This window comes from Actinophytocola sp. (genome assembly GCF_050699935.1).
GTDB lineage: Bacteria > Actinomycetota > Actinomycetes > Mycobacteriales > Pseudonocardiaceae > Actinophytocola.
The window spans coordinates 1-16,756 of the sequence record NZ_JBOHGB010000088.1 but is presented as its reverse complement, the minus strand read 5'-3'; the positions used below and the strand labels follow the sequence as shown (position 1 = coordinate 16,756).

The following is a 16,756-nucleotide window of genomic DNA, read 5'->3' as shown; positions in this document are numbered from 1 at the left end:
AAACGTGATTAGTGAGCCGAGCCCGGCTCCCCGAAGGCCGTGCCCGGATCGTCGGCCAACACATACTCACCGGTTTCCAGGCGCGACACCAGGCCTTCGACCCAGCTCAGCATCCCGTCGATCATGGTGACCCAGAGCCGGTACAGCTCCGCCACGTGCGCCGGCTCGCCCCAGGACATGTCGCGGTCGAGCATGTCCTGGGCGTTCGCGCGGCGCCCGCGCAGCTGGGTGAGCTGGTGCTGCAGCAGGCTGATCGCGCGGGCCCGGGGCAGGACCGGCAGGAAAGGGATGGCGGCGACGAGCCGGTAGAAGTTTTGAGGCGACTCGTCGCTCTCGGACAGGCCCTTCGCCAGCAGCACCTGGAACTCCGTCTCGCCGTCCGGCGTGAGCTGGTAGGCGGTGCGGTCCGGGCCGCGCGTGTCGCCCTCGCCGTCCTCGGTCGGGACCTCCTCCAGGAGCTTCTCACGGGTCATCTTCTTCAGCGCGTGGTAGATCGAGCCGGGCGCGACGTTGGCCCACTTGTCGGCCGACCAGGTGAGCAGCTCGCGCCGGACCTGGTAACCGTGCGCGCGCCCGTACATACGCACGACCCCCAGCACCAGCAGCCGCGTGGCCGACACCGTGGCCTCCCTCGGTCCTCGTCCGGCGATCCTCCGTAGGCTAGGCCGACATGAGCATCCCCGTGTTGACCGCGGTGGCCTGGCCCTATGCCAACGGCCCCCGCCACATCGGCCACGTGTCCGGATTCGGTGTCCCCTCGGACGTCTTCTCCCGGTACATGCGAATGGCCGGCCACAAGGTGCTCATGGTCTCCGGCACCGACGAGCACGGCACGCCGATCCTCGTGCAGGCCGACGACGAGGGTCTGAGCGCGCGCGAGACGGCCGACAAGTACACCCGCCAGATCGCCGGCGACCTGGAGGGCCTCGGTCTGTCCTACGACCTGTTCACCCGCACCACGACGGGCAACCACTACCAGGTCGTCCAGGACCTCTTCGGTGCGATGTGGAAGAACGGGTACGTCGTCCCGAAGACGCAGCTTGGCGCGATCAGCCCGTCGACCGGCCGCACGCTGCCCGACCGCTACATCGAGGGCACCTGCCCGATCTGCGGCTACGACGGCGCCCGTGGCGACCAGTGCGACAACTGCGGCAACCAGCTCGACCCGGCCGATCTCCGAAACCCGCGCTCGAAGATCAACGGTGAGACGCCGGAGTTCGTCGAGACCGAGCACCTGTTCCTCGACCTGCCCTCGTTCGCCGGCGCGCTCGGCGACTACCTCAAGAGCCGGACGGACTGGCGGCCGAACGTGCTCAAGTTCAGCCAGAACCTGCTCGACGACCTCCGGCCGCGCGCGATCACCCGCGACCTCGACTGGGGCGTCCCGGTCCCGCTCGACGGCTGGCGGGACCGGCCGATGAAGCGGTTCTACGTCTGGTTCGACGCGGTGATCGGCTACCTGTCGGCCAGCGTCGAGTGGGCGCGCCGGTCGGGGGACGACGACGCGTGGCGGGAGTTCTGGACCAACCCGGACGCCCAGGGCTACTACTTCATGGGCAAGGACAACATCGTCTTCCACTCGCTGATCTGGCCGGCGCTGCTGCTCGGCCAGAACGGCGCGGGGGACAAGGGCGGCGAGCCGGGCGTGTTCGGCACGCTGAACCTGCCGACCGAGGTGGTCTCCAGCGAGTTCCTCCGGATGAGCGGCGCGAAGTTCTCGACCTCGCGCGGCACGGTCATCTACGTCAACGACTTCCTGCGCGAGTTCGGTCCGGACAGCCTGCGCTACTTCATCTCGGTCGGCGGGCCGGAGACCCAGGACGTCGACTTCACGTGGGAGGAGTTCGTCCGGCGGATCAACTTCGAGCTGGCCAACGAGTGGGGCAACCTGGTCAACCGGTCGGTCTCGATGGCGCACCGCAACGTCGGCGCGATCCCGCGGCCGGCCGCGCCACAGGCCGCCGACGAGGAGCTGAAGGCGCTGTCCCGCAACGCCTTCGACGTCGTCGGCGCCCACCTGCGCCGGTCGCGGTTCAAGCAGGCGATCGGCGAGGCGATGCGCGTGGTCGGCGCGGCCAACAAGTACATCTCCGACCAGGAGCCGTGGAAGCGCAAGGACGACCCGGAGCGGCGGGACACGATCCTGCACACCGCGCTGCAGGTCGTGCAGGACGCCAACACGCTGCTGACGCCGTTCCTGCCGCACGCCGCGCAGAAGGTGCACGAGGCGCTCGGCGGGACAGGCGTCTGGGCGGCCCAGCCGGAGCTGCGCGAGGTCGAGGACCTCGACGTGGCCGGCCGGATGAACCCGATCCTCACCGGTGACTACGCGGCCGAGCAGGCCCGCTGGGAGTCCACCCCGGTCGAGGTCGGCCGTCCGCTGGAGAAGCCGACCCCGCTGTTCGCCAAGCTCGACCCGAAGCTGGGCGAGACCGGGCCGTCCTGGGCACCCATCTCGTAATGGCCAGGCGTCAAGGGGGCGTGAGCGAGAGCGATGGAGCGTACGCCGTCTGGACTGACGAGCAGCGCAGGCGTGAGGAACGAACGCCGAGCAGCGCAGGAGGGAAGACGGCGTGTTAGCGACTGAGCGAAGCGAACCATGAGACAGCCGCTGCCGCCCGCGCCGCCGCTCCCCGGGCCGATCGTGGACGCCCACACGCACCTGGACGCGTGCGGGGCCAAGGACGCGGCCGACGTGACCGCGATGGTCGACCGCGCCGCCGCCGTGGGCGTGGGCCGGGTCGTCACGGTTGGCGACGACCTGGCAGCCGCTCAGTGGGCCGCTGCGGCCGCGACGTGGGACCCGCGGGTGTTCGCCGCCGTGGCGGTCCATCCGACGCGCACGGCGGCGTTCTCGGACGCGGATCGCGCCGCGGTCGAGGAGCTGGCCCGCGAGCCGCGCGTGGTGGCCGTCGGCGAGACCGGGCTGGACTACTACTGGGACTACTCGCCCCCGGCGGCGCAGCAGGAGGCGTTCCGCTGGCACATCGACCTCGCGAAGCGGGTCGGCAAGCCGCTGATGATCCACGACCGGGACGCGCACGAGGACATCTACCGGGTCCTCGAGGAGGAGGGGCCGCCGGAGACGGTGGTGTTCCACTGCTTCTCCGGCGATGCCGAGTTCGCGCGGCGATGCGTGGCACGCGGGTACGTGCTGTCGTTCGCCGGAACCGTGACATTTCGCAATGCGCGGGCACTTCGTGAGGCCGTGGCCGACGTTCCCACTTACCAGTTGTTGGTGGAGACCGACGCGCCCTTCCTGACGCCCCACCCGTTTCGCGGGCGGCCCAACGAGCCGCACGGCGCTGCGTACACGATCATGGACATTGCGCAGTTCACGGCTTTGGATCTGGCCGAGCTGTGTGCGGCCGTAAATTCCAACGCGGAGCGGATCTTCGGCCTGTCGGATGCTACCCATGGTGATTTCGGTGGCTACGACTCGTGATCACTGCGATGAACGGGCGATTGGCGCTGCTCCATCGGTGGAGTGACCGGCATCACGACTCGCCACGCGATGTTTGCGCAACCTGCCAGTCACCGTTACTGTCCCGTGACCGTAGCCGGGACAAAACCGTTCCGGTGCCCAAGGCTAGGCCAAGGTACGTCGGGGCGGCCGTCTTCGAGACGGTCATGGGATGGCCGACGGCCGAGGGAATGTCGTAACGGAACGAAGCGCGTCGGCCGCGCAGTAGTTGGGCTCGGCCACGGCCTTCTGGAGGTATCGACTCTGTGAGCGGAAACAGATCCGGCGATTTCGGCGGTTCTACGGGCAGCGGCTTCGCGGACACCGACTGGTTCACCCCGGTCAACGCCCGCGCCGCGGCCAGCACCGCGGTCCTGGATGAGGACTTCCGCGTGTGGCGCTCGGAGTTCCCCGACTTCTACGACGACTTCGGTGGTTCGGGCCTCGACGGCTACTCGGGCTCGCTGACCATCACGCCGAACGACGTGCGCACGGCGCTCGGCCCGCAGGCCGACGAGCTGATGGCGTACGCGAACGTCGACGTCGACGAGCTCATCCAGCTGATCAACGCCGAGACCACCGTCCTGCCGATCATCCCGGACGCGCTGTCCGGCGATCGGGTCCGCGCGCTGCCGATGACCGAGGACGAGGTTCCGCCCGAGGTCGCGACCGGCGTCAAGCGGTGGAAGAAGTCGGTCCTCAAGGCGACGATCGCCTCGATCCTGGTCTCGCTGATCGGCGGCGGTGCCGCGGCGATCGCGATGAACAAGTCGGTCACGGTCGACGTCGACGGCCAGGCTCACCAGGTCAACACCTACGCCGACACGGTCGGCGAGGTGCTGGAGAACGAGGGCCTCAACGTCGGCTCGCACGACTCGCTGTCCCCGTCGCCGGCCGCCAGCATCGACGACGGCGGCACGATCGTCCTGCAGCGCGGGCGCCAGCTCCACCTGACCATCGACGGCGAGAAGCGCGATTTCTGGGTGCGCGCGACCACCGTCGAGGACGCGTTGAAGCAGATCAACCTGTCCGCCGAGGGCGCGTGGATGTCGGCGGGGATGGACAGCGAGGTGCCGCTGAACGGCATGGCGCTGGAGATCAAGACCCTCAAGAACATCACGCTGTTCGACGGCGGCAACAAGCCGAAGGCGCTGCAGACCACGGCGGTGACGGTCGACGAGCTGGTCAAGGAGCTCGAGCTCAAGCTGGGCCCCGACGACAGGATCACGCCTCGCGGGAACCTGAAGGTCACCGACGGTGCCGAGGTGCGGATCACCCGTAACGGCGTGACCGTGGTGAACCGGACGGAGAAGGTCAAGCCTCCGGTGCAGGAGGTCGAGGACCCGAACGCGTTGGAGGGCACCGAGGTCGTGCTCGACCCGGGCGCGCCGGGCGAGCGGATCGCGACCTACCGGCTCACGGTGAAGAACGGCGAGGAGATGGCCCGGGTCGAGATCGGCTCGAAGATCACCAAGCAGCCGAAGGCGAAGGTCGTCCGGGTCGGCACGAAGGAGCCGCCGCAGCCGGTGATCTCCGATGGCGCGGTCTGGGACCAGCTCGCGGAGTGCGAGTCCGGCGGCGACTGGGCGATCAACACGGGCAACGGCTACTACGGTGGCCTACAGTTCGACCAGAGCACGTGGCTCTCGAACGGCGGCGACCAGTACGCCCCGCTGCCGCACCAGGCGACCCGCGAGCAGCAGATCGCGATCGCCACCAAGGTCCGCGACGACCGCGGCGGCTACGGTGCCTGGCCCGCCTGCTCCTCCAAGCTTGGCCTGCCCACGTAGATTCCTTTTTGGACACCCCGAGCCCGGACTCGCCTCCCCGAGTCCGGGCTCGGCCCCTGTCCGGGCCCGTCTAGGCTCCTCGAAGTGAGTGACCGTGACGGGGACAGCGCCCTGCTCGGCCCGGCCGACGTCCGGCGCCTGGCCGCCGACCTCGGCATCCGACCCACCAAGAAGCTCGGCCAGAACTTCGTGCACGACCCCAACACCGTCCGCCGCACCGTGGCCGCCGCGCGGCTCACGCCGGACGACGTCGTGGTCGAAGTGGGCCCGGGGCTCGGCTCGCTCACCCTCGCCCTGCTGCCCGCCTGCCGCGCCGTGCACGCCGTCGAGGTCGACCCCGTCCTCGCCGGGCAGCTCCCGCGTACGGTCGAACGACGCGCACCCGGACTGAGCGGCAGGCTGCACGTCATCGAGGACGACGCCGTCCGGATCAGCGCCGACCGGTTCCCCGAGAAGCCGACCGCCCTCGTCGCCAACCTGCCCTACAACGTCTCCGTCCCCGTCGTCCTGCACCTGCTCGCCGAGCTGCCGACCCTGAACAAGGCGCTCGTCATGGTCCAGGCCGAGGTCGCCGACCGGATGGCAGCCGGCCCCGGCTCGAAGGTCTACGGCGTTCCCAGTGTCAAGATCGCCTGGTACGCCACCGCGAAACGGGTCGCCACGGTCCCGCGCACGGTCTTCTGGCCCGTGCCCAACGTCGACTCCGCGCTCGTCCTGCTCGAACGCCACGACGAGCCACGGGCGAACAGGAAAGAGGTCTTCCGGCTCGTCGACGCCGCCTTCGCCCAGCGCCGCAAGACGCTGCGGGCCGCGCTCGCCGGCTGGGCCGGGTCCGCCGAGCGGGCCGCCGAGCTGCTCACCGCGGCCGGCATCGATCCGGGCTCGCGAGGCGAACGACTCACGGTGGACGACTTCTCGACGGTCGTGGCCGCCGCCGCGCGGTGACCCTACGCTGACTGTGACTTGGCAGATATCTGACCAGGTATGGCCGTCGTGACGGTTGCACTTGGCGGGGTTCGTCAGGTTGACTACAGAGGAATTCCATCCCGAGCGGCCGAGAGACCTGGCTCCGAGACGCCGCAGCAACCACCCACCGCGGGCAGGTGCTACCGCCAGGATCGATGGAGGAGTGAGAGATGGTCATGCTGACCACCAGGCGGGTCATCGACCAGTGCCGGCGCACGGTCACGGGTTGTCGTCGCTGACTTCTACCAGCTGACGCCCCACCATCGCCCGAACCCGGGCAGACCGAACACGCAACCCACCGCTTCACACGAGCGGTCATCGCGCCTGGACTGGAGCACATCGTGATCACCTTGGAGAACCTCAGCAAGTCCTTCCGAAGTACGTCGGGCTCGGTCGTGGCCCTCGACGACGTCACCCTCGACGTTCCGACCGGCGTGATCGCCGGCGTCGTCGGCCCCGCGGGAGCCGGCAAGTCCACCCTCGCCCGGGTGCTGTCGCTGCGCGAGCGCCCGGACAGCGGCGTGTTCCGCCTCGACGGGCTCAACACCGGCACCCTCGACGAGCGCACCCTGCGCCTCGCCCGCTCGCGGATCGGCGTCGTCCCCTCCGGCGGCTCGCTGCTCGCCCAGCGCACCGCCGCCGGCAATGTCGCGCTGCCGCTGGAGCAGGCCGGCATGGACGGCCCGAAGCGCCGCGAGCGGGTCGGCAGGGTGCTCGACCTCATCGGCCTCACCCGCCAGGCCGCCACCTACCCCGCGGAGCTCAGCCCGGGCCAGCGCCAGCGCGTCGCCGTGGCCCGCGCGCTCGTCGGCGACCCGGCCGTCGTGCTCGCCGACGACCCGACCGCCGACCTCGACGAGGACGGCGCCGCCGGTGTGCTCGCCGTGCTCGACCGGGCCCGTGCGGAGCTCGGCGTCACGGTGCTCGTCGCCACCCAGGACACCAGCGTGGTCCGCCGCATCGCCGACGACGTCGCCGTCCTGGAGCACGGCCGGCTGCTGGAGAGCGGCCGGATCCTGGAGCTGATCCGCGACCCGGACAGCCTGGTCGCCCAGGCCGTGCTGCCGGCCATCGACCCCGACGCGCGCGGCGACTACCCGCGCGTCGCGGACGTCGTGCTCATCGGCTTCGCGGCGATCGGCTCACTGCTGCCCGAGGCCACCAGCCGGTTCGGCACGGACATCTCCGTGATCGGTGGCGGCGTGACCCGCATCGGTGAGACCCCGGTCGCGCGCTTCCGGGTCGGCCTGTCCGGTGAGCGGACCGACTCCGCACTCGGCTGGCTCGCCGAGCGCGGCGGCGCGGTCCGCCAGCTCGCCCGGGGCCCGCGCGGGGTGGTAGCGGCCTGACGCGGCGGACGGGCCGGCAGGGCCTGGAAGGACGCCTTACGGACACTCAACGTCCGGATGGCGTCCTTCCAGGCGTAGCCCCGCAGGGCGTGGACGGGCGGCCGCCGCGCGGTACGCAGCACGTAGCTCGGCGGTGACCGCGTCGGGCTCGGATCGCAGCCGTGTCGGCAGAGTCTGCACGACGACCACTCCAGCCGCGGCGTAACGGGAGTTCCGCGCAACGGTTCTGGCATAGTCGTCGCGGGAGAAGTGAAACGCGAACGAGTCGATCTCCCAGGCCATCCCGACCTCATCCGCCCAGCCGTCGGGAGTGGCGATGTACCGCCCGTCCGGGCAACGCAACACCACGTTCCATTCGAGTGTTGGCAATCCCGTGCGCGCCCAGACCCGCATCGCGTCGGCCTCGGCGATCGACCGGGCGCCGCCCTCGATGTCCTTCAGCACCTCCCGCACCACAGCGGTGCCCCGCCTGCTGCCTCGCTCCATCTCATACCTCAACCAACCGGGCCGAACGCGGCCACGCTGCACCGCCTCGCTGACCAGCGCGCTCACCGGCTCGACAGCCCTGAGTCGCCGGCAAGTGTCCAGCACCGCCCGATCGAGTGGCGCGACCGGAACATCATGGCGGGTAACCGACTCGGGCATCCGTACCGTGCGTTCGACGATGACGTAGTCGCTCCCGTGCACCTTTCGTCCGTGCGGCACCAACAGGTGAACGCGCCGTTCGTCGGGCACGTTGACCAACCCATGACGACGACAGGCCTCTACGCCGGTCACGATCGCATCGGGACCGCCGTATAGCAGCGCCGCCGACACCTGTTGCCGCCACGTTGGTGCCGCATCCGACAACAAGACGACGCCAGGCAGGAGTCGTCGCCACGGTCCACCGGGAACGCACCGTCGGTAAACGGTCCGCTCCGGCACCCCGAGCGAGACGAGAGTCGCCGCCTTGATCGCACCATCGCGGCTCGCGACGAGGAGCTCGTCACGCCGCTTGGCCCATCCACCCCTGTGCATGGCGACATCGTCGGTGCGCATCGCCGGCCGCGCGACCTCCGCTCGTCGACCTGTGGACAGCTCGCCGAGTTGGGGATGGCCAGGAAGGACGCCTTACAGACGCTCAACGTCAGGAAGGCGTCCTTCCAGGCAGTGCAGGCCGGCCGGGCGGGCCGGCCGGGCGGGGCCGGGCGGGGCCGGGCGGGGGCCGGGCGGGGGCCGGGCGGAGGGGGTTGGGCTGGGCGGGCCGGGGGGCGGGTGGCCGTAGGCTGAGGGCGTGCTCGCTGTCGTCCCGCGTCCGGTGACCGTCCGCGTGCCGTCCAAGGTGAACCTGCACCTCGCGGTCGGCGCTGTGCGCAAGGACGGCTTCCACGAGCTCTCCACCGTCTTCCAGTCACTCTCGCTCACCGACGAGGTCACCGTGGCGGTCGCCGACGAGCCGGGCGTCGAGGTCCGTGGCGAGGGCGCGTCCGCGGTGCCCACCGACGGCGCGAACCTCGCGTGGCGCGCGGTGCAGGAGCTGGCCCGGCGCGTGGACCGCAGCGCGGAGGAGCACAAGATCCGCGTGCTGATCCGCAAGAACATCCCCGTGTCCGGCGGTATGGCCGGCGGCAGCGCGGACGCGGCCGCCACGCTCGTCGGGCTCGCGGGCCTGTGGAAGCTGGAGATGGGCCGCGACGAGCTCGCGCACGTCGCCGCCACGCTCGGCAGCGACGTGCCGTTCATGCTCCATGGCGGCACCGCCCTCGGCACCGGCCGCGGCGAGCAGATCGTGCCCGTGCTGACCCGGCACACCTTCCACTGGGTGGTCGCGTTCGCCCGCGGCGGCCTCGCCACGCCCAAGGTCTACGCCGAGCTGGACCGGCTGCGCGAGACCGGCGACCCACCCCGCGCCGGGCAGGTCGAGCCGGTCCTCGAGGCGCTCGCGTCGGGCGATCCGCGCCAGCTCGCCCTGCTGCTGGCCAACGACCTCCAGGCCGCGGCCGTGTCGCTACGCCCGGGACTGCGCAGGACGCTGCGTGCCGGCGTCGACGCGGGCGCGCTCGCCGGCATGGTCTCCGGCTCGGGCCCGACGTGCGCGTTCCTGTGCGCGAGCGCCGACGACGCGGTCAAGGTCGCCGCGGAGCTCTCGGGCGCCGGCGTGTGCCGCACGGTCCGCGTCGTGCACGGCCCGGTCCCCGGCGCCCGGGTGGTCAGTGACGAGGAGCAGCGCCCGACCCCGCCTCAGGTGCACGCCTGAACCGCTGCCACGCGGCGGGGGAGAACACGAGCGGCGCACCGCCCCGATCCTTGGAATCCCGCACGCCCACGACGGAATCGGCAAAAGCGATCTCGACACAGGCGTCGTTGCCGCCGCCACCGCTGCGGCTGCTCTTCTGCCACCTCGCTCCAGTGAAGTCCATAATGGACACTGGCTGTCCCTCCGTCTAGAGCTGGTTCGCCACCTGCTCGACGAAGGCCACCGATTCACTCGGGTTCAGTGCGATCGACCGCAGATGGTCGAATGCCACTTTAGCCGCCGCGACCTCCTCCGGTTTCTCGACGTGAACGGCTCCCGTGATGTAGGCGAAGTAGAGCAGATCGGGATCCTCTGGCTCGATGAAGTGGAGCACGACGAACTCGCCTTCCATGCCAACGTGTGCGCCGTGCCGGTTCGGCATCACCTGGAGGGTGACCGAAGGCAACTCGGACTGCCGGACGAGATGGCGCAACTGCTCGCGCATCACCTCGGGACCACCCACGTTCTTGCGAAGCGCCGATTCGTCGATGATCGAGACCAGCTCCAGTGGGGCCTCCTCGTCGGTGAGTCGCCGCTGACGGTGCAGCCGAGGTCCGGTGTGTTGCCGCCGGCCCCCGGCAATCGCCGCCGGCCCGGCTGCGAATACGGCTCGCATGTAGTCCTCGGTCTGAAGCAGGCCCGGGATGTGCACCAGGCTGAGTTCCAGCTCGGTTGCCGCCTCGGTCTCCATCGGGATGAAGCCGCGATCGTCGATGCCGAACTTGCGCCACCAGCCTGGCTTGGCCGCGTCGCGGGCCAGCTCGACGAGGTCCGGGTCGTAGTGGTCATAGATGTCCATGGCCGAGCGGACGAAGTGCACGTCCGCTCGCGACCCCGCGCTCTCGATCCGGTGCAGACCGCTCCTCGTCTTGTCGAGCAGGCGCGCGGCCTCCTCCAGCCGCAAACCCTTGTCTTCCCGCATGCGCCGCAGCCGGCGCGCCAGGCGCACTCGCCGCAGTGTCGGGCTCCGATGCTGACCCACCACTGATTACCTTTCGTGTTCGGATGAGCACGATGTTGTCATCTGGAACGCCCGGGGCTGGGATTTCCACCCACCCGCGACCCGCCCGGCCTGCACTGCCAGGAAGGACGCCTTCCGGACGCTCAGCGCCAGGAAGGACGCCTTCCTGGCATGGCGCCCGCGCTCGGTACCGTTGGGCTCGTCATGGTCAACCTCGTCAACCTCGAAGCCGTGTCCAAGAGCTACGGCATGCGGCCGCTGCTGGACGGCGTGTCCCTCGGCGTGGGCGCGGGCGACCGGATCGGCGTCGTCGGACTCAACGGCGGCGGCAAGACCACACTGCTGGAGCTGCTGGCCGGCATCGTGCCGCCGGACTCCGGGCGGGTCAGCCGCGCCCGCGATCTGCGTCAGGCCGTCGTCACGCAGCGCACCGAGCTGCCCGAGGGCTCGACCGTGCGGCACGCCGTGCTCGACCCGCTGGGCATCACGGCCGAGCACGAGTGGGCGGCCGACCCACGGGCGCGCGCGATCCTCGGCGGGCTGGGCATCACCGCGCTCGGCGTCGACGCGCCGGTGGCGACGATGTCCGGTGGCGAGCGGCGCCGCGTGGCGCTGGCCGCCGCGCTCGTGCCCGAGCTGGACCTGCTGATCCTCGACGAGCCGACCAACCACCTCGACGTCGAGGGCGTCCGCTGGCTCGCCGACCACCTGCTCGCCCGTGGCACGGCACTCGTGGTCGTCACGCACGATCGCTGGTTCCTCGACACGGTCGCCACGAACACGTGGGAGGTCGTGGGCGGCCGGGTCGAGCAGTACGAGGGCGGCTACGCGGACTGGGTGTTCGCCCGCGCCGAGCGCGCCCGGCTCGCCGCGAGCCTGGAGGAGAAGCGGCGCAACCTCGCCCGCAAGGAGCTCGCGTGGCTGCGCCGCGGCCCGCCCGCGCGGACGTCCAAGCCGCGCTACCGGATCGAGGCGGCCGAGGCGCTGATCTCCGACGTGCCGCCGCCGCGTGACTCGGTCGAGCTTCTCGCGTTCGCCAAGCGGCGGCTCGGCCGGACCGTGTTGGAACTGGAGGACGCCTTCGTCACGTTGGGGTCACGGACGCTCGTGGACGGGCTGACCTGGCGGCTCGGGCCGGGCGACCGGATCGGGCTTGTCGGCGTCAACGGCTCGGGCAAGACCACGGTGCTGCGGTTGCTCGCGGGCGACCTCGAACCCGACACGGGCAAGCGGATCCAGGGGCAGACCGTGCGGCTGGCGTACCTGAGCCAGGAGCTGCACGACCTGCCCGGGTCACTGCGCGTGCTGGAGGCGATCGAGGAGATCGCCCGCCGGGTCACGCTTGGCCGCCAGGAGCTGTCGGCGTCGCAGCTGGCCGAGCGGTTCGGGTTCCCGGCCGCGCGTCAGTGGACACCGGTGGCGGACCTGTCCGGCGGCGAGCGGCGGCGGCTGCAGCTGGCCCGGCTGCTGATGGCCGAGCCGAACGTGCTGCTGCTCGACGAGCCGACGAACGACCTGGACATCGACACGTTGCAGCAGCTGGAGGACCTGCTCGACGGCTGGCCGGGCACGCTCGTGGTCGTCTCGCACGACCGGTACCTGGTCGAGCGCGTGTGCGACTCGGTGTACGCGCTGCTCGCGGACGACAAGACGGCCGGCTCGGTCACGCACCTGCCCGGCGGCATCGACGACTACCTCGCCCGTCGCGGGGCCGCTCGCCGTTCTCCCGCACCGATTCCGGCCTCGCGGTCGGTGTCGGCGTCGGCCGAGCAGCGGGCCGCGCGTAAGGACCTGGCCCGGCTGGAGCGGCGGCTGGACGCGCTGACCGCGCGCGAGGCGGACCTGCACGCCGCGCTGGCCGACGCGGCCACCGACGCGGCGCGGTTGCTGGCGCTGGACGCCGAGCTGCGGGAGGTGCTCGCCGAGAAGGTGACCGTGGAGGAGCGGTGGCTGGAGATCGCCGAAGTCACGGAGTAGCCACCGTTGGCTCCTCAGTCGCCGTTGCCCATGGGAATGCGGACGACCTTGCCGTGGTACTCGCTCTCTTTGGCACTGGCCGCCAGGAAGGCGAACAGGTGCTCGTCGTTGGCGGCCATTCCGTCGATGAACGGATCTTGTTCCTGATAGTCCTCGGGTGCGTCCAACCCGGACTCGAACATGACGTCGAGCGTTCCGTTCGGCGCGATCTTGACGGCACCCCGGAAGCCGTCGCTTTCGTCAGGGCAGCAGTTGAGACCGACGTAGACGTTGCCGGACTCGTCGGCGGCGATGTCCGTCGGCATGAGGAGTTCGACCTCGGTTGCTCGGGCACCGTCGGTGGGTACCGCCGAGCCGCCACCACCAACGGCTTCGATGGTTCCGTCGGGGTTGATCCGATACAGGATCATGGTCGCGTCCTGTTCGGTACGACCGGCGAGCAGGAAGACTCGGCCGTCCGGGCCGACCGCGATCCTCTCGGGCTTGAAATCCGCGTCCAGTGCCTTGCCGCCATCCTCGATGTCTCGGGTCCATCCGCCCGAGCCGGCGATGGTCTCCAACCGTTCGTCGGCGTAGCGGAGGATGCGATTGCCCGCCGCGTCCGCGAGATAGAGCGCGCCATCGGAACTCACGTCGAGGTCCACGATCGGCCCGATCTTCTCGAAGGTGCGTGCGGCGCCCGACTCGCCATAGATTTCCGCCCACTCGTCGACCGGACACAGCTCCTCTCGCGGGACGAGACGGGTTCGCCGGCCGTCGGCGTCGACCCGTTCGAGATCGCACACGGAGACCAGGTAGGCACCGTCGTCCGGGCCGGGAACCAGCCGCACGTGCTCGTCGGTGTCGGTACCGAAACGTACGACTCCATCGGCGTCGGCAACCAGGCCCCACCCGGAGCCCCAGACGCCGAGCCGGCCGTCCGGTGTCGCCACCATGGCATTGACGTCGCCGAGCTCGACGTCGTCGAGGGAATCACCCGTGGACTCCCCGACCTCCGTGTCGCCCTCGTCGTCGCCCATCGCCTCGGTGCCGTCGGGAAAGCCGGTGAACGGGCCGAGGGACGGGCGGTTGAGCCATAGCAGCAGTCCGCCGACCAGAACGACGCCGGCCGCGATCACCGCGAGTAGCTTCCAGCGAGTATGCAGTGCCATGACCTCAGACCCCCGTGATCTCGAGTGCTGTCTGGCACCCAACCACATCGGCCACGACGGCACCTGGTCAGCGAGCACCGTTAGGGTTCTGGTCATGAGCCAGTTTGTCGACACGCTGATCGCCACGGCCAATGCGGGCGGTCGGCTTCGCGGCGTCACCACGGGCGAACCCCGGGAGGCCGTGCGTACCACGTGGGCGCAGGTGCACGAGCAGGCGCGGGCGATGGCCGGCGCGCTGGTGTCGAGAGGCATGGCGCGCCACGACGCGGTGGCGGTGCTCGCGGCGGAGCCCTCCACGATCGGGCCGGCCGTGCAGGCGGTGTGGTTGGCCGGCGGCAGTGTCACGATGCTGCATCAGCCGACCCCGCGGTCTGACCTCGCGATGTGGGCCGAGGATACCGTGCGCGTGCTGAACATGATCAGCTCGAAGCTCGTGCTGCTGGGTGCGCCGTTCGACCAGCTGGCGCCGGTCCTCGACGAGCACGGCATCGGCTACCAGCTGATGACCGACCTGGCGAACGGCACGCCGCTGGCCGAGGTGGTCGAGGTCGACGAGTCCGCGCCGGCACTGCTGCAGCTGACCTCGGGGTCGACGGCGGAGCCCAAGGCGGTGCGGATCACGCACGGGAACCTGCTGTCGAACATCACGGACATGGCGGCGTGCGCCGAGCTCGACCCCGACTCGGACACCATGGTGTCGTGGCTGCCGATGTTCCACGACATGGGCATGGTCGGCTTCTACACGACGCCGATGACCATGGGCATCGAGCTAGTGAAGGTCACCCCGGCCGACTTCCTGACCGGCCCGCTGCTGTGGGCCGAACTCATCTCCAAGTATCGCGCCACGATCACGGCCGCCCCGAACTTCGCGTACGCGCTGCTCGGCCGCCGTATGTCCGGTGTGGACGATGACGACGCATACGACCTGTCGTCGATGCGGCTGGCGCTCAACGGTGCCGAGCCGATCGACGAGAAGGCCGTGCGGATGTTCACCGACTCCGGCGCGCGGTTCGGCCTGCGGCCCGAGTGCGTGTTCCCGGCGTACGGGATGGCCGAGGGCACGCTCGCGATCTCGTTCCCGCCCCCGTTCACCGGGCTGCGCCTGGACTACATCGACGCCGAGGCTCTCGAGTCCGGCCAGCGGGCGGTGCCGGTGTCGCCCTCTGGCTCGCCGTCGGTGCGCTCGTTCGCGTTGCTGGGCAAGCCGTTGCCGGGCTTCGAGGCCCGCATCGTCGACCAGTCGACGGGCGAGGTCCGCGGCGAGCGCGAGGTGGGGGAGATCCACATCCGCGGCGCCGCGATTACGCCCGGCTACCTGACCGTCGACGGCCCGCTGGCGACGCAGGACGCATCCGGCTGGCTCGCCACGGGCGACCTCGGGTACATCGTGGACGGTGAGATCGTCATCTGTGGCCGCGCGAAGGACGTGATCATCCTGGCTGGCCGCAACATCTACCCGACCGACATCGAGCGCGCGGCGTCCACTGTGGAGGGTGTGCGCGCGGGCAACGCGGTAGCCGTCCGCCTGGACGCCGGCACGCGCCGGGAGCGCTTCGCGGTGGTGGTGGAGTCCCGGAAGGCCGACGACCCGGCGGCGGTTCGCGTACTGCGCAAGCAGGTCGGGGCGCGGGTGTTCGAGGCCGTCAACGCCCGCCCGGTGGCCGTGGAGGTCCTGCCGCCGGGCACCCTGCCCAAGACCCCGTCGGGCAAGCTTCGCCGGGCGGCGGCAGGCGAGCAGGTGGCGGCGCGCTTGAAGTCCACCGACGGGTGAGCGGCGGTGTTTCCACAGCGCCGTGCCTGACAGCGCCGTGCCTCACAGCTCCCGGCGGCGAAGCTCGTTGACCCAGGCCGCGCGGAGTGCTTCGACCGCGCCGGTGTGGTAGCCCTGCCCGATGAAGAAGGTGCGGGAGAGCTTGAGCTTGGCGAGGTCGTCGGGCCGCAGCCCTTCCTCGTCGTCGCTCATGGCGGTGGCCAGTAGCTTGACGAGCCGCTCGACGTCCCCGGGCCGGTAACCACGCTCGCCGGGCGGCGCGGGCGGTAGCGGAAGGGCGAGGACGTCGGAGTCCTGCCACACCTCCATGCCCGATGCTCCGGACCGCTGGTCGCTGGCGGCGTCAGCCGTCTCGCCAGCCTCGCCCGTCTCGCCGGCCGGTCCGCCGGGGCGCTCGCCCGTACCTGTGGGCCCGCCCGGAGCCGTGTGCCCGGCCGGGTGTTCGCGTGGAGGCGTCCCCACCGGTGCGCCCGGCACGGCGTCCGGCTCACCGGCGAAGGCGGCCGGTGGCTTGCCCGCCCGGGAGGGACGTCGGCGTGGGATCGGTGGTGCGTCGGGCTGTTCGGTCGGTGTGGCGGTTGGTTTGCTGGCGTAGTTGCCCAGCCGCTGGCGAGCCCGGGTGGCACGTCGGCGTGGGATGGGTTCGGCCGGTGTGGCGGCTTGTTGCCCGTCGGCCGGGGTGGGGCGGCGACGTGGGGTGGGCTGTTCACCCGGCTCGCTACCGGCCGGATGCGCACCGCCGGCGCCCGGCATGGTTCCTCGCGCGTCGAAGCCGGGGGCCGGCCGGCCCGGGGATGGCCGCTCGCCAGGCGTCGCCGGCTGCCCGTGACCGGGCGCGGCCGGCCGCCCGTGCGAGGTCAGGTGGCCGCCGGGCGGCATCATCGGCTGACCGCTGGGTGGGGTCGGCTGGCTCGGCGCGGGGTGCCCAGTCGGTGCCGCGCCGGACCGGTCGTAGCCGGCGGCCCGTTGGTCGCCGAATCGGCCCGGGGGGCGCCCGGGGGCCGGCGAGTCCGGCGGCGCCTGGTGGGGCCGGCCGGGGGCACGCCACCCGCC

At 70.9% G+C, this 16,756-nt stretch carries 13 protein-coding genes, 1 pseudogene and 1 riboswitch; of the genes and pseudogenes, 8 read left to right on the top strand and 6 right to left on the bottom strand.

Annotation, left to right across the window (positions count from 1 at the left end; genetic code table 11):
• Positions 1-8: 8 nt before the first annotated feature.
• On the bottom strand, positions 9-620 hold the full coding sequence (locus ACRDTB_RS24675; RefSeq protein ID WP_431433975.1) for a PadR family transcriptional regulator: 612 nt from the start codon (positions 618-620) through the stop codon (positions 9-11).
• A gap of 50 nt (positions 621-670) precedes the next feature.
• Between ACRDTB_RS24675 and metG the strand changes: the two genes are divergently transcribed.
• From metG to ACRDTB_RS24650, 5 genes are all read left to right on the top strand, one after another.
• The gene (metG, locus tag ACRDTB_RS24670; RefSeq protein WP_431433973.1) at positions 671-2,461 is read left to right on the top strand and encodes a methionine--tRNA ligase; all 1,791 of its coding nucleotides are present in this window, start codon (positions 671-673) and stop codon (positions 2,459-2,461) included.
• Between the two features lie 138 nt (positions 2,462-2,599).
• On the top strand, positions 2,600-3,445 hold the full coding sequence (locus ACRDTB_RS24665; protein ID WP_431433972.1) for a TatD family hydrolase: 846 nt from the start codon (positions 2,600-2,602) through the stop codon (positions 3,443-3,445).
• Positions 3,446-3,729: 284 nt separating this feature from the next.
• Positions 3,730-5,253, top strand: a complete 1,524-nt coding sequence (locus ACRDTB_RS24660) for a transglycosylase family protein (protein ID WP_431433970.1) — start codon at positions 3,730-3,732, stop codon at positions 5,251-5,253.
• A gap of 84 nt (positions 5,254-5,337) precedes the next feature.
• The gene (gene rsmA, locus ACRDTB_RS24655; protein WP_431433969.1) at positions 5,338-6,198 is read left to right on the top strand and encodes a 16S rRNA (adenine(1518)-N(6)/adenine(1519)-N(6))-dimethyltransferase RsmA; all 861 of its coding nucleotides are present in this window, start codon (positions 5,338-5,340) and stop codon (positions 6,196-6,198) included.
• Between the two features lie 93 nt (positions 6,199-6,291).
• Positions 6,292-6,381: riboswitch (SAM riboswitch) on the top strand.
• A gap of 179 nt (positions 6,382-6,560) precedes the next feature.
• Positions 6,561-7,568: a methionine ABC transporter ATP-binding protein gene (locus tag ACRDTB_RS24650; protein ID WP_431433967.1), complete on the top strand. Its 1,008-nt coding sequence runs from the start codon at positions 6,561-6,563 to the stop codon at positions 7,566-7,568.
• A 36-nt stretch (positions 7,569-7,604) separates the two neighbouring features.
• On the opposite strand, the gene ACRDTB_RS24645 is transcribed toward ACRDTB_RS24650, so the two are convergent.
• On the bottom strand, positions 7,605-8,606 hold the full coding sequence (locus ACRDTB_RS24645) for a hypothetical protein (RefSeq protein ID WP_431433966.1): 1,002 nt from the start codon (positions 8,604-8,606) through the stop codon (positions 7,605-7,607).
• Between the two features lie 235 nt (positions 8,607-8,841).
• On the opposite strand from ACRDTB_RS24645, the gene ACRDTB_RS24640 reads away from it, so the two are divergent.
• Positions 8,842-9,804 (top strand): 4-(cytidine 5'-diphospho)-2-C-methyl-D-erythritol kinase, encoded by a 963-nt coding sequence (locus ACRDTB_RS24640; RefSeq protein ID WP_431433964.1) that lies wholly within the window; start codon positions 8,842-8,844, stop codon positions 9,802-9,804.
• Here the strand turns inward: ACRDTB_RS24640 and ACRDTB_RS24635 are convergent.
• Complete coding sequence (locus ACRDTB_RS24635) at positions 9,758-9,967, bottom strand: DUF397 domain-containing protein (protein ID WP_431433995.1); 210 nt, start codon at positions 9,965-9,967, stop codon at positions 9,758-9,760. The two genes, ACRDTB_RS24640 and ACRDTB_RS24635, sit on opposite strands and share 47 nt — an antisense overlap.
• Positions 9,968-9,991: 24 nt before the next feature.
• Entirely contained in the window at positions 9,992-10,792 is an 801-nt protein-coding gene (locus tag ACRDTB_RS24630) for a DUF5753 domain-containing protein (RefSeq protein WP_431433962.1), read from the bottom strand.
• 216 nt (positions 10,793-11,008) lie between these two features.
• On the opposite strand from ACRDTB_RS24630, the gene ACRDTB_RS24625 reads away from it, so the two are divergent.
• Positions 11,009-12,781, top strand: coding sequence for an ABC-F family ATP-binding cassette domain-containing protein (locus tag ACRDTB_RS24625; RefSeq protein WP_431433993.1), 1,773 nt, complete (start codon positions 11,009-11,011; stop codon positions 12,779-12,781).
• 14 nt (positions 12,782-12,795) lie between these two features.
• On the opposite strand, the gene ACRDTB_RS24620 is transcribed toward ACRDTB_RS24625, so the two are convergent.
• Positions 12,796-13,932, bottom strand: a complete 1,137-nt coding sequence (locus tag ACRDTB_RS24620; protein WP_431433960.1) for a hypothetical protein — start codon at positions 13,930-13,932, stop codon at positions 12,796-12,798.
• Between the two features lie 94 nt (positions 13,933-14,026).
• On the opposite strand from ACRDTB_RS24620, the gene ACRDTB_RS24615 reads away from it, so the two are divergent.
• A complete protein-coding gene (locus tag ACRDTB_RS24615; RefSeq protein ID WP_431433958.1) occupies positions 14,027-15,703 on the top strand; it encodes a fatty acyl-AMP ligase in 1,677 nt (558 codons plus the stop codon).
• A 42-nt stretch (positions 15,704-15,745) separates the two neighbouring features.
• Here ACRDTB_RS24615 and ACRDTB_RS24610 read toward each other — a convergent pair.
• Positions 15,746-16,756, bottom strand: a pseudogene (locus tag ACRDTB_RS24610) (hypothetical protein); the annotation flags it as partial.